An 11,862-nucleotide genomic window follows, 5' to 3' on the forward strand; every position below is an offset into this window, starting at 1 on the left:
TTGGAGAGAGGGCCCGCACCTGTCAAACCCAAACCGCGAAAAGATATACCTCCAGACTATCAATCATATTACCTGGAAATTACAAATCCGTCATTTAGGCCCCACCCCGCTCATTTTGATTTACCATTCCTTTCAATAATGCCGGCGCGCGTGCGCGGTTAATTGCTCAGTGATATCGAGACAAAATCCCATGCGAATTCTGGTAATTGAGGACGAAGTAAAAACTGCGGAATATGTGCGTCAAGGCCTTACAGAATGCGGTTATGTCGTCGATTGCGTGCATACCGGGTCAGATGGGCTATTCCAAGCCAAGCAACACGAATACGAGTTGATTATTCTTGATATCAATCTGCCAGAAATGGATGGGTGGCAGGTACTTGAGCTTTTGAGGCGTAAGAATTGCCCCTCCCGCATCATGATGCTCACGGCGAGAAGTCGTTTGGCAGATAAGGTCCGGGGTTTGGAGAACGGTGCAGATGACTACCTGATCAAACCATTTGAGTTCCCAGAACTGCTAGCCCGGGTTCGCGCCTTAATGCGCAGGTCTGAACACCCTGCATCTGTGGAGATCATTCGTGTCGCTGACCTGGAGCTAGACCAGAGCCGTCACAGGGCCTTCAGGGACGGCCAGCGTATTGATCTGACGACGAAAGAGTTTGCACTTCTGCACTACCTAATGCGCAATACCGGCGTGGTGCTCAGCCGCACACAGATCATCTCACAGGTCTGGGATATGAACTTCGACTGCGATACAAACGTTGTAGAAGTGTCGGTTCGAAGACTTAGAGCCAAGATCGATGACCCTTTCGAGACGAAGCTGATCCATACGCTTCGCGGTGTGGGCTATGTGCTTGAGAAGCGTTGATCGCCCGCTACTTAGTCATGAAAACAGAGCCAGGGATCATGCATGTAAGTCGAGCCATACTGTTTTTGACCCTTAGCGCGCGTTTCCTCACTAAACGTATGAGGTGTGCTGGACATGAGGTATAGCATAGATTATCAACAGGTAACGGAAGGCCAAGCGTATGCCAGAGCTGACGCACGCTCAGCGGACATTGTTTTTAACAGCGCCATGGCTTACCTCTGATACTGTGCGCCGGCGATGAGGTTAATTTCCCGACTACAGCACCAAGCAGGCTCAGTCGCCGCTCAACGATGATGGCGCCCGCCGGCTTTTCTGGTTCGTTGCAGGGCTACTCACGGTCATTGCCTTCGTCATGGCCACCCTCTCTGTGCATCTTCTCACCTCGCTCAAGGAACTTGGCCTTCCAACGGTCACGGTGTTGGCGGTTGGGATGGTCATTGGGCCGGCCCAGGTGGTGGCAAGAGTATTGGAGTTCTCGCTTGCTCGGCATCTTCACCCAACCTGGTCGGCCGTGCCGGCGTGTTGGTGAGCTTCATCGGCATCTGCTTATTCATTCCTGGCGTGCCTTGGCTGGCATTCCCTGCAGCAGCGCTGTAGGGCGCCGGCATCGGGATTCTCACTATTGCCAGAGTCATCCTGCCTCTGGTGCTGTTTGGCAAGGGTATCGCGCACGCATGGGAGCATTAGCTCGCCCAATGGTCTTGGCGCAGGCCGCGGGGCCGTTTACTACGGCCTTTGTGCTGAGTACTCAAGGCGCACCTGTGATGCTCTTGCTCATGGCGGCGATGGTCGCTGTCGCGCTAGATAGCAGTTTCAAACTGCCCCTCAACCCAGTGCAACGTAGGTGAAGCTGGTGATTCTGCCCTCAAATCGGGGTACCCGCTAGATTTCCCCCCTAGCTTTGCCTTTGACTCTGCCTGGGGGTATACCGCCAGGGGATAATCGGCCTGCTTTGTCTTTGCGGATTGCCCTGCCAATTGACGGGGCCTACATAAGCCGTTTCCAATGCCCTCGACGTAGAACCATTCGCTCCGGCCGAAGCTGGCTGGTGGGCGTGAGCCAAGAGGCGTATCCTACAAATGCTTGCTCCGAGACTTGTTGGCCTACAGCCTCCCCTGGGAGACATCTGATAGCCCGCCGCCGAGGCGGGCTTTTTTGTCATCAGATCCGTAAGGCAGCGCCTTGGTGAATGGCTACCCAAGCTAGGCTCCGCCAGAGCGCATGCTCAACATCAGCGGTCTACCCGTCTCCCTAGCCAGACGGTTAACGACGTATCCATATCCTTTGTCAGGCGCATGGAAAGCTGACTGGGCGAAAACGCTTACGCAGCCATTGCTTCGCAGGATGCAGCGCAGGCCAAACAGGTCTGTGCGCAATGCTGACAGTGGTCTGCCTTATGCTTACCGCACGCCTCCCCGCAGGCGCGGCAAATCCTTGCGCACAACGCACAAAATTCCTTGGCGAGCATGCTTTCTCGTGTCATCAAGGTGGCCGCCAGCTTGCACATATCTGCGCAATCCCTGTCCAGCCTGATGCAGTCAGCCATCATTTTTACGTCCTGCTCTCGCAGGCAGGCTGACGCGCAGACTTCACAGGCCAGCGCGCAGCGCATGCATTCCGAGATGCATTCATCAAAGCTACTGTTCATGATCATATCTCCGGTATCGGGTCGATGAGATGCCAGTGCACCGTCTCATGACGGTATGTAGCGTTCGACCTGACGGGGGCCTGAAGATTGATTACATTTCTGTAAGCTTGTCCGAATCATCTCGGTATGAAGGCGTGCCCGATCATCCAAGGCTTTTCAATCACTGCTTCTGGATGCTCACGATTTTCGCGACACTTCCCTCCATACGGAACCCAAATTTCACCTTGTCTCCTACGTTCAAGCCCTTCAGCTGTGCAGACTCAGCTTGGAAGCCCATGGTCATCGCCGGCCATTTGAGCTCTGCTACCGGGCCGTGCGCCAAGGTGATTTTCCCGCTTTGAGGATCCAGCGCCTTTATTGTCCCCTCAGCATGCGCAGTGGGTGCCGCCTGGCTGCCTTGGCCACCCTCGGCGGAGGCTGGCATCTTCTTCATGTCCATTCCATCCATGTCCTGGGCATGCGCACTGGCGACGAAAGCGGTGACCAGGCCTGCGATGACAATTAGCTTTTTCACTGGATTTCTCCTGAGAGGTTGAGGGTAGCTACAGCAAGTTCGCGGCGACGGATCAGCCAGTACGCCGCTGGGATTACAAAAAGGGAAAGCAAGGGGGCGGTGAGCATGCCGCCCACCATGGGCACCGCGATGCGGCTCATGACCTCGCTGCCGGTACCGCTGCTCCAGAGGATGGGAAGCAGGCCTCCAACGATGACCGCCACAGTCATTGCCTTGGGCCTGATGCGTTGCACCGCGCCCTCACGGATCGCGTCGAGCAGCGCTGCTCGTGTGCTTTCGCCTTTGGCCTGACGCTCAGCCCAAGCGTTATTCAGGTAGATGAGCATGATCACCCCAAACTCCGCCGCTACGCCGGCCAGGGCGATGAAACCAACGCCAGTGGCCACCGACAGGTTGTAGCCCAGCAGGTACAGCAGCCAAACGCCTCCGGTTAGCGCGATCGGTAGCGTGCCCATGATGAGCAGCGCCTCACCGAGGCGGCCAAAGGTCAGGTAGAGCAGCACGAAGATAATGGCCAGCGTCGCTGGCACCACCCAGGCCAGACGGGCGTTCGCCCGCTCCAGGTATTCGAACTGGCCGGAGTAGCTCAAGCTCATACCTGGATCGAGCTTTACCTCGCTGTCGATCGCTTGGCGTAGGTCTGCAACAACAGACGAAAGGTCCCGGCCGCGCACATCGATGGACACCCAGCCCGAGGGGCGAGCATTCTCGCTCTTCAGCATTGGCGGACCATCGGTGATACGTATGCGCGCCACGCTGCCGAGCGTCAGCTGGCCGCCCTGCGAGGTGTAGATCGGCAGCTGACGCAACGCCTCCACCGAATCACGCCATTCGCGTGGATAGCGCACGCTGATGGGATATCGGGCCAAGCCTTCAACCGTTTCCCCGATGGTTTCGCCACCAATGGCGCCGGCCACGATGGCCTGTACGTCGGTGATGTTCAGACCGTAACGGGCAGCGCCATGGCGGTCGATATCCAGATCAATGTAGCGGCCACCAGTCAAACGCTCTGCCAGCGCCGAAGTCACTCCAGGTACCTTTTTCGCTGCCCGCTCCACAGCGAGGGTAGCCCGGTCTATCTGGTCCAGGTCACTGCCGGCAACCTTGGCGCCGATTGGGCTCTTGATGCCGGTGGCCAGCATATCGATGCGGTTGCGGATGGGCGGGATCCAGATGTTGGTCAGCCCAGGCACACGCACAGTGCGGTCAAGCTCCTCGATGAGCTTTTCCGTGGTCATTCCTGGACGCCATTCACTCTTGGGCTTGAGCCGAACGGTGGTCTCGAACATCTCCAGCGGTGCCGGGTCGGTAGCTGACTCGGCGCGGCCGGCTTTACCAAAGACACTGGCCACTTCGGGAACGGTGCGAATCAGACGATCCGTTCGCTGCAACAGCTCTGAAGCTTTCTGCGCCGAGAGTCCAGGCAAGGCTGAAGGCATGTAGAGCAGATCACCTTCATCGAGCGGAGGAAGGAACTCGCCCCCAAGATGATTCAAGGGCCACAGACTGCTGAGCAGGATGAGCAATGCTCCAGCGAGGGTAACCAGAGGCCGGCGCAGGACGACCTCCAATGCCGGACGGTACAGCCGGATGAGGCCCCGGTTGAGCGGGTTGCGCTGTTCCGCAGGAAGTGGCCCTCTGATCCAGTACCCCATCAGCACCGGTATCAGTGTCACTGATAACCCAGCCGCCGCTGCCATTGCGTAGGTCTTGGTAAACGCCAGGGGTGCAAAGAGTCGCCCTTCCTGGGCTTGCAGCGTGAACACCGGGATGAACGAAAGCGTGATGATCATGAGGCTGAAGAACAGTGCCGGTCCTACCTCGACGGCCGCCTCTGTCATTACCCTCCAATGCGCTTCGCCTCGCAACGGTTGACCAGGATGCCGGGCATGCCAAGCCTCAACACGTTTGTGGGCGTTCTCGATCATGACCACGGCAGCGTCCACCATTGCACCGATGGCAATAGCGATTCCGCCAAGGGACATGATGTTGGCGTTGATGCCCTGATGACGCATGACGATCAGCGCAATCAGGATTCCCACGGGCAGCGACACGATAGCCACCAACGACGAGCGCAGGTGCCAGAGAAACGCTGCGCATACCAACGCCACTACCACGAATTCCTCGATCAGCTTGTGACTGAGGTTCTCCACGGCACGGTCTATCAACTGGCTGCGGTCGTAGACGGTGACAAGTTCCACCCCGGCTGGCAGGGCTTTCTTCAGGGTTTCCAGCTTGGCCTTGACGTGCGCGATGGCCTCACGAGCATTCTTCCCGCTGCGCAGGATCACCACACCTCCTACGGCTTCGCCGAGGCCGTCCAGTTCGCCTATGCCTCTGCGGGCTTCCGGACCTATCTGCACCGTAGCGACGTCGCCTAATATCACCGGCACGCCCTTGGTAGCCAGTCGCAGGGGTATCGCTCTGAAATCATCCAGCGATCGCAGGTAACCGGCCGCACGTACCATGAGTTCCGCTTCGCCTTGCTCCAATACACCGCCACCGGTCTCCTGGTTGGCCTTGCCTATAGCCTCCACCACCTCAGCCTGGGTGATACCGAGGCTGGCCATACGCAGCGGATCGAGGACGACTTGGTACTGCTTGACCATACCGCCGATGGTGGCCACCTCAGCGACATCCGGCAGCGTCTTGAGTTCAAAGCGCAGGAACCAGTCCTGCAGGCTGCGCAGTTGCGACAGGTCATGGCCGCCGTTGCGATCGACCAACGCATACTGATAAATCCAGCCCACCCCGGTGGCGTCAGGGCCCAGTACCGGCTTGGCTGCCGCAGGTAATCGCGATTGCGCCTGGCTCAGGTACTCAAGCACCCGTGAGCGCGCCCAATACAGATCGGTGCCGTCCTCGAACAGCACATAGACGAAGCTGTCACCGAAGGCGGAGAAGCCGCGAACCGTTTTGGCCCCCGGAACCGAGAGCATGGTAGTGGTCAGCGGATAGGTCACCTGATTCTCAACGATCTGGGGAGCCTGGCCTGGGTAGGACGTGCGGATGATCACCTGCACGTCCGACAGGTCGGGCAAGGCGTCGATTGGTAGGCTACGCACCGAGACGAAGCCCCATGCCACCAGAAACAGCGTGGCGAGGAGCACCAGCACACGGTTGCCTACCGACCAGCGGATCAGTTTGGCAATCATGGTTGGCCCTCCAACACTTTGATCTGCTCAACGACCATGCCCTCGTCCCGTTCGCGTATGCCAAAGCGAATCTGCGCACCGATCTTGAGGCCATCAAGGAGAGACTGCTCAGCCACAGGGAAGGTCATGGTCATCCCTGGCATGCCCAGGGTGATGAAAGGACCGTGGGCAACGGTGAGCTGGGTGCCGTCTATCTGCACGACACGGCCATCCGCTTCATGCAGGGCTGGCCCCGCATTAGGCTGACTATCCTGCACCGTCGCCGCCTCGATGCCTTTCAAATTAGCGTCGGAGTCCAACAGGAATTGCCCGGACGCGACGATGCGCTGTCCTGCCTGAAGACCCTGCAACACCGCAACTTGGCCTTTGCTCTCCTGGCCCAACACGACTTCCACCGGCCGGAAGCGACCACCGTCTTCAGCCAGCATCACCAGGTCTCGCTTGCCGGTGCGGATGACCGCCTCGGCAGGCACCAAGAGGCTTTGCTCGGCAGACTCGCCGGGATGGAGAGCCACTTGAGCGGTCATCCCAGGACGAAGCCGCCCATCTCGGTTGGGCAACTCGATACGCAGGCGCAACGTGCGGCTCTGCAAATCGGCATCGGCCAATAGCGCAGTCAACTTGCCCGGTATGGGATCGCCTGGGAACGCTGGCAATTGCGCCTGCACAGGCTGGCCTTCGCGAAGGCCTTGAGCCTGGGCTTCCGGCACAGCCGCTTCCAGCCAGACGTTGGCCACTCCATTGATCCTTGCCAAAGTAGCCCCCGGCGTCAGCGTCATGCCGGGTCGCAAATCGAGAGCCTGGATTACACCGGCAGTGGGTGCGGAGAGTGTGACCGAAAGCTGCACCTTCCCAGTGCTCGCGACCCGGTTGATCAGGTCGGCCGGCATGCCGGCGAGCACGAGCCGCTGTCGTGCCGCCGCCGTCAGCTGAGCGTCACCGGAATGCCGCAGCGCCAGGTATTCCTCCTGCAAACCCGCCCACTCCGGGGTCAGCACATCGGCTAGAGGAGCCCCTTTGGCAACGATGTCGCCCGTCGCTCGACCATAGACGCGTTCGACGTAACCGCCAGTACGGGCCTGCAACACGCTGAAGTCGCGTTCGTCGAACGTCAGAACGCCGCTCACACTTAGGGTCCGTTCTAGCCGGCCAGCCGTCACCGTTGCCAATCGAATCCCAAGGTTTTGCTGGAGCCCAGCCGAGACCTGAACCGCAGGCTGCTCCTCGCCAGCCGTGTCATCCGAATACTTGGGCACGAGCGGCATGTCCATGAACGGCGATTTTCCGGGCGCCGGGAAGTGCTGCTGGGGATACATCGGGTCGTACCAGTACAGCGCTTTTTTTTCCTCACCTACTGGCTGCGATGGCGAATACGCACCTCTCCCACCTAGCCAGAAGCCCGCGCCTATCCCAATAGCAAGGGCAGCAGCCACGACGAAACCAATCGACCTATTCCTCATGCCCGCACCTCTCCATAAACGAAATGCAGACGCGCTGCTGTTGCCGCCAACTGTCCTTGCAGGTCCACATCCTGTAGCAGTGCCTCCACACGCTGCCGGCGTGCCGACAGCACTTCACTCAACGGCGACTTACCGGCGCGGTAGTCCGCCAGAGCGAGGCGTACCCGGTCCTCGGCCAGGGGCAAAAGTGTTTCGCGACTGCGCCGCACTGCCCGTTGCAAGCGTTGGTACTCGGCAAGGTCTGTTTCAAGCTGGGCTTGATGCTCGCGTAGGGCAGCGTCCTGCTCATCTTCCAATTGGCGAACTTGTGCGCGTCGTGCCGCAATCATCGGGTCTTGCCGTGAGCTGGTGAACAATGGCAATTGGAAGCTGACTTGCAGGCTGACCATATTGCTGAAGTCCGGACCACGGCGCTGATAATCCACTCCCCAGGACCAATCCGATTTCTTTTCCGCCTGAGCCTGGTGTACCTGGGCTTGAGCCTCGCGTGTCATGGCGTTGTAGGTATTGAGCTCCGGATGGGCATGGACGGAGTGCAGGTATTCAGCTGCGTCTACAGTCCAGACAGGGAAGGTCGGCGCGCCTACTTCGGCGTCCTGCCCAATCCAGCGCTTCAGCGCGGCTCGCGCTTGAGCTGCTTGACTCAACAAAACATCTTTCTGCTCGTCCAACTGTGCCAATTCCTGTTTGGGAGCCAACGTATCGGCCGTTGAGCCTGCGCCTCCGGCCAGGCGCGCTCGTACCGTAGAAGCCAGCAGCTGGTTCTCTTTGTAGAAAGCGTCGAACTGTTCAAGCTTTCGCTGCACGGTGTACGCAGTAACCCAAGCCTGTGCGGTTGCCGCCCTAACCTTCAAGCGTTCGAAGCTCGCCTCGGCATCGGCTCGCTCGACCGTGGCCTGCGCTGTCTCTATGCGAGCTTTGCGTTTGTCCCGGTTCGGTACTTCTTGGGACAGGCCAACCACCTGCATGGTCATGAAGTCTCTGTTCATGCTCCAGCGATCGGCGCCTTCAACCGGCAGGTTTTGTACCCCAAGATTCAGGCGCGGATCGGGTAGTTCGCCCGCTGGAATGACCGCGCTGCGCGCAGCTGATGCCTGCTCCTGGCGGGCCTGTAGAGAGGGAGCGTTGCGTTCAGCCAGTTGCAGCGCTTCATCCAGCGACAGCGTTGCAGCCTGAGCCGAGACAGCCGGCAGCAGTATTAACAGGACGGCCGTGGTTATCCGTCCCTGAAAACGTTGGGGAGTCATCAAATGATTCCTCGAAAGATCAGCGCCCAGGCGCGTGCCATCGCCCCGCTGCTAGGCGGAACGACGGTGTGAAATTAAGAGGGAATCAGACGCGGGGAGGCCGCCATGGATCGGGGGGAGAGCCTGTCGCTATGCCTACCGCGTAGGTATCGGCAGGTCGTGGCTTAGCAAAGGTCAGCCCAGGCGTCAGGAAGCTGAGCTGTACGGTACTGGCAGTCCTGCACTCCTGGCCGACCTTGCAGGATTTGGCGTGATCGCCAGTCTTACCCAGGTCTTGGTCCTGGCAGCAGTCATGATCCATACCCGCCATCGTTTCCATGCCCATGGCCTGCATTGGGCAAGGTTCAGTCGCCGAATCGATGCCCGCCATCCCGTTAAGCGGAAGCGCCACGATAAGCATCAGGATGGTGAGCAGTCGAATGAACCGATTCATGATGGGCGAGTATAGGTTACCGGGATGAGTTCAGCATTAAGGGGTTGAGGCTGCACTAACCAACCGCTTGGAGGCTGGGAGACTGATGAAGAAAGTTGTGACACCTTCCGCTGAAGTACACCAGATTCGTCCACTATGAGCCTCGATGATAGAGCGGGTTATCGACAGCCCCAGGCCTGCATTGCTTGGGCCGCCTTCGCGCCTGGCTGGATCGGCTCGATAGAATCGGTCGAAGATCTTGCCAATGTGCTGGGGGTCGATGGTTACCCCGCTGTTACGCACGGAAAGCGTCACGCTTTCAGGCGTCTGCTCGATCTGCACTGATATCTCGTTGCCTTCCGGGGTGTAGCGCAACGCGTTGGATAGAAGGTTGGAAAGCGCTCGGTCAATCATCAGGCGATCGCCACGAACCTTACCCTGCCCGTGTAGGGTCAGCTGGATGCCTTGATCCTCAGCCAGGAACTGGTAGTACTCGAACAGCTTGGATACGAGGTCGGAGAGTTCCACATCAATCTGCTCGGGCACGATCAGACCGTTATCCGCCTTGGCGAGGAAAAGCATGTCGTCGATCATGTGCGACATGCGTTTGAGGTCCTCCAGGTTCGAATAGAGGTTTTCCTCATAGGCATCCAGGTCACGCTTCTTGGTGAGCACCACTTCGGTATGGGTCAGAAGGTTGCTGACTGGCGTTCTCAACTCGTGAGCGATATCGGCAGAGAAGTTGGACAACCGAACGAATGCATCCTCCAACCGTCCCAGCATCCCGTTGAAAGACAGGATGAGCTCCTGAAGCTCCAGCGGCACGGGCTCCAGCGGAATGCGCTCGCGGAGCGATCTTGCCGACATCCCGGTGGCCACTTTAGTGATTTGCCCAACAGGCCGAAGCCCACTCTTGGCAACGACCCAGCCCAAGCCTGCGCTCACAATCGCGCTGATCACCAGGCCAATTCCGAACCACCATTGAAGGGTGACAAAGAAATGGGCGTGAGTGGTGACATTGAGCATCAGCACGGCCGTCACCGGTTCCGGCTCGCCTGCAATGGTCAGCTGGGCGGTAATGCCGCGAAAGTTCTGCGATTCATCCTGCCATTCCCAGACCGCACCCCGGTGCGCCTGCTCGAACCGCTGAGGAATTTTGGAGGCTTTGGGGTCTGAAAAAAGGACCGTACCGTCAGCCTTGGTGATTTTCGCCGATAGATCCTGATGTGCGCCGAGCAATGCCCGCAGCTGCTGCTCCTGATCGTCGAGCCCGCCTCGCGCTGCTGAGATGGACAGGATATGACGCGTTGACTCCAGCTTTTCGGAAAGTGCCTGCTCATCCAGCATCCGGAAATGGTGCTGACTGAGCCCGTAGAAAGCCACGCCGGCAACCACCAGAACAGCAGTCACCGCGAACATGAACATCAGGGTCAGTCGCTTGACGAGCGATGATTGCGGGCGCATCACTCCGGCACATCCATCATGTAGCCCATGCCTCGGGCGGTATGGATGAGCTTTGGCGCGAAGTCGTCATCAATCTTGGCCCGCAGTCGGCGAATCGCGACCTCGATCACGTTGGTGTCACTGTCGAAATTCATGTCCCAGACCTGAGAAGCGATCAGCGACTTTGGGAGGACCTCGCCGCGACGGCGCATGAGCAGCTCCAACAGGGAAAACTCCTTGGCAGTAAGGTCAATCCGCTTGCCGTTTCGCGTAGCTCGACGCTTGAGCAGGTCTACCTCAAGGTCTGCCATCTTCATAGTGGTTTGAGCAGAACCACCGTTGCCTCTGCGCAGCAACGTGCGAACCCGAGCCAGCAGCTCCGAGAACGCAAAGGGCTTCACCAGGTAATCATCCGCGCCCAGTTCCAAGCCTTTCACGCGGTCGTCTACGCCGTCTCGGGCTGTCAAGAAAAGGACCGGCACATCCTGCCCCGCCGCACGGATCTTGCGCAGGACCTCCCAGCCATCGAGCCCCGGCATCATCACGTCGAGGATCAGCAAGTCATACGCTTCGCTCTGTGCCTGTTGCAAGGCGTCAGTGCCTGTCATCACCCGGTCAACGGTGAAGCCAGCTTCTGTCAGGCCTTGCTGGAGGTAGACACCGGTTTTTGGCTCATCTTCGGCTACGAGTAATTTCATCTGCTCTCATCCACGCGGGGTGCATCTCCAGTTTGCAGGAAAAAAGTCGTCCAACCAGAAGCTGACGGAAAAGTAATGTCGAGATCAGTTTTCTGACAGCACCGCGAAGCTAACTTGACCCTGTACCTGACGCCATGAGGCGCAGAACCCACTGAGGATCTCCAGATGAACATGGTCAAAGCAATTGTGATGGTCGTTACCTTCGGCATGGCAGGCATCGCCCTGGCAGAGGGCGGCGCGGACCGGACCTTTGCGCGGATGGAAGCGGCTCGCCAAAGCTCCATGCAGGCATTCCAAGTTGCGCAGGAGAAGAAAGAGCAGGCGCCAGTCGCCGCCCAGTCCAGCAAGCATGCCGGCCACGAAAGCTGCTGATCCGAGCTTACAGAAATGTAATCACTCCGGAATCTGAACTATGGCAGT

The 11,862-nt window shown here is 58.7% G+C and carries 9 protein-coding genes; 2 read left to right on the forward strand and 7 right to left on the reverse strand.

The genetic code is table 11. The features are described 5' to 3' along the window. The first annotated feature begins 190 nt into the window (after positions 1–190). A complete protein-coding gene (locus ACI7M0_RS26820; protein ID WP_129931841.1) occupies positions 191–865 on the forward strand; it encodes a heavy metal response regulator transcription factor in 675 nt (224 codons plus the stop codon). A 1,321-nt stretch (positions 866–2,186) separates the two neighbouring features. On the opposite strand, the gene ACI7M0_RS26825 is transcribed toward ACI7M0_RS26820, so the two are convergent. The 7 genes from ACI7M0_RS26825 to ACI7M0_RS26855 all read right to left on the reverse strand — a co-directional run bounded on the left by ACI7M0_RS26825 (position 2,187) and on the right by ACI7M0_RS26855 (position 11,442). Continuing rightward, positions 2,187–2,513 (reverse strand): four-helix bundle copper-binding protein, encoded by a 327-nt coding sequence (locus ACI7M0_RS26825; RefSeq protein ID WP_129931842.1) that lies wholly within the window; start codon positions 2,511–2,513, stop codon positions 2,187–2,189. 160 nt (positions 2,514–2,673) lie between these two features. Then, the gene (locus ACI7M0_RS26830) at positions 2,674–3,027 is read right to left on the reverse strand and encodes a copper-binding protein (RefSeq protein WP_129931843.1); all 354 of its coding nucleotides are present in this window, start codon (positions 3,025–3,027) and stop codon (positions 2,674–2,676) included. After that, entirely contained in the window at positions 3,024–6,182 is a 3,159-nt protein-coding gene (locus tag ACI7M0_RS26835; protein ID WP_129931844.1) for an efflux RND transporter permease subunit, read from the reverse strand. Before ACI7M0_RS26835 ends, ACI7M0_RS26830 begins: the two co-directional genes overlap by 4 nt. Continuing rightward, positions 6,179–7,642: an efflux RND transporter periplasmic adaptor subunit gene (locus tag ACI7M0_RS26840; protein ID WP_129931845.1), complete on the reverse strand. Its 1,464-nt coding sequence runs from the start codon at positions 7,640–7,642 to the stop codon at positions 6,179–6,181. Before ACI7M0_RS26840 ends, ACI7M0_RS26835 begins: the two co-directional genes overlap by 4 nt. Further along, complete coding sequence (locus tag ACI7M0_RS26845; RefSeq protein WP_129931846.1) at positions 7,639–8,889, reverse strand: TolC family protein; 1,251 nt, start codon at positions 8,887–8,889, stop codon at positions 7,639–7,641. The genes ACI7M0_RS26840 and ACI7M0_RS26845 overlap by 4 nt, the downstream gene beginning before the upstream one ends. Before the next feature lie 469 nt (positions 8,890–9,358). Beyond that, a complete protein-coding gene (locus ACI7M0_RS26850) occupies positions 9,359–10,765 on the reverse strand; it encodes a heavy metal sensor histidine kinase (protein ID WP_129931875.1) in 1,407 nt (468 codons plus the stop codon). Further along, a complete protein-coding gene (locus ACI7M0_RS26855; protein ID WP_129931848.1) occupies positions 10,765–11,442 on the reverse strand; it encodes a heavy metal response regulator transcription factor in 678 nt (225 codons plus the stop codon). The genes ACI7M0_RS26850 and ACI7M0_RS26855 overlap by 1 nt, the downstream gene beginning before the upstream one ends. Before the next feature lie 165 nt (positions 11,443–11,607). Here ACI7M0_RS26855 and ACI7M0_RS26860 point away from each other — a divergent pair, with 165 nt between their 5' ends. Further along, a complete protein-coding gene (locus ACI7M0_RS26860; RefSeq protein ID WP_060519770.1) occupies positions 11,608–11,814 on the forward strand; it encodes a co-regulatory protein PtrA N-terminal domain-containing protein in 207 nt (68 codons plus the stop codon). Positions 11,815–11,862 lie beyond the last annotated feature (48 nt).

The sequence above is a fragment of the Pseudomonas sp. 10(2024) genome (genome assembly GCF_045164175.1).
GTDB lineage: Bacteria > Pseudomonadota > Gammaproteobacteria > Pseudomonadales > Pseudomonadaceae > Aquipseudomonas > Aquipseudomonas alloputida.

Coding starts and splice junctions, on each gene's coding strand:
- ACI7M0_RS26820 (WP_129931841.1), top strand. CDS start 191: ATGCGAATTCTGGTAATTGAGGACGAAGTAAAAACTGCGGAATATGTG.
- ACI7M0_RS26825 (WP_129931842.1), bottom strand. CDS start 2,513: ATGAACAGTAGCTTTGATGAATGCATCTCGGAATGCATGCGCTGCGCG.
- ACI7M0_RS26835 (WP_129931844.1), bottom strand. CDS start 6,182: ATGATTGCCAAACTGATCCGCTGGTCGGTAGGCAACCGTGTGCTGGTG.
- ACI7M0_RS26840 (WP_129931845.1), bottom strand. CDS start 7,642: ATGAGGAATAGGTCGATTGGTTTCGTCGTGGCTGCTGCCCTTGCTATT.
- ACI7M0_RS26845 (WP_129931846.1), bottom strand. CDS start 8,889: ATGACTCCCCAACGTTTTCAGGGACGGATAACCACGGCCGTCCTGTTA.
- ACI7M0_RS26850 (WP_129931875.1), bottom strand. CDS start 10,765: ATGCGCCCGCAATCATCGCTCGTCAAGCGACTGACCCTGATGTTCATG.
- ACI7M0_RS26855 (WP_129931848.1), bottom strand. CDS start 11,442: ATGAAATTACTCGTAGCCGAAGATGAGCCAAAAACCGGTGTCTACCTC.
- ACI7M0_RS26860 (WP_060519770.1), top strand. CDS start 11,608: ATGAACATGGTCAAAGCAATTGTGATGGTCGTTACCTTCGGCATGGCA.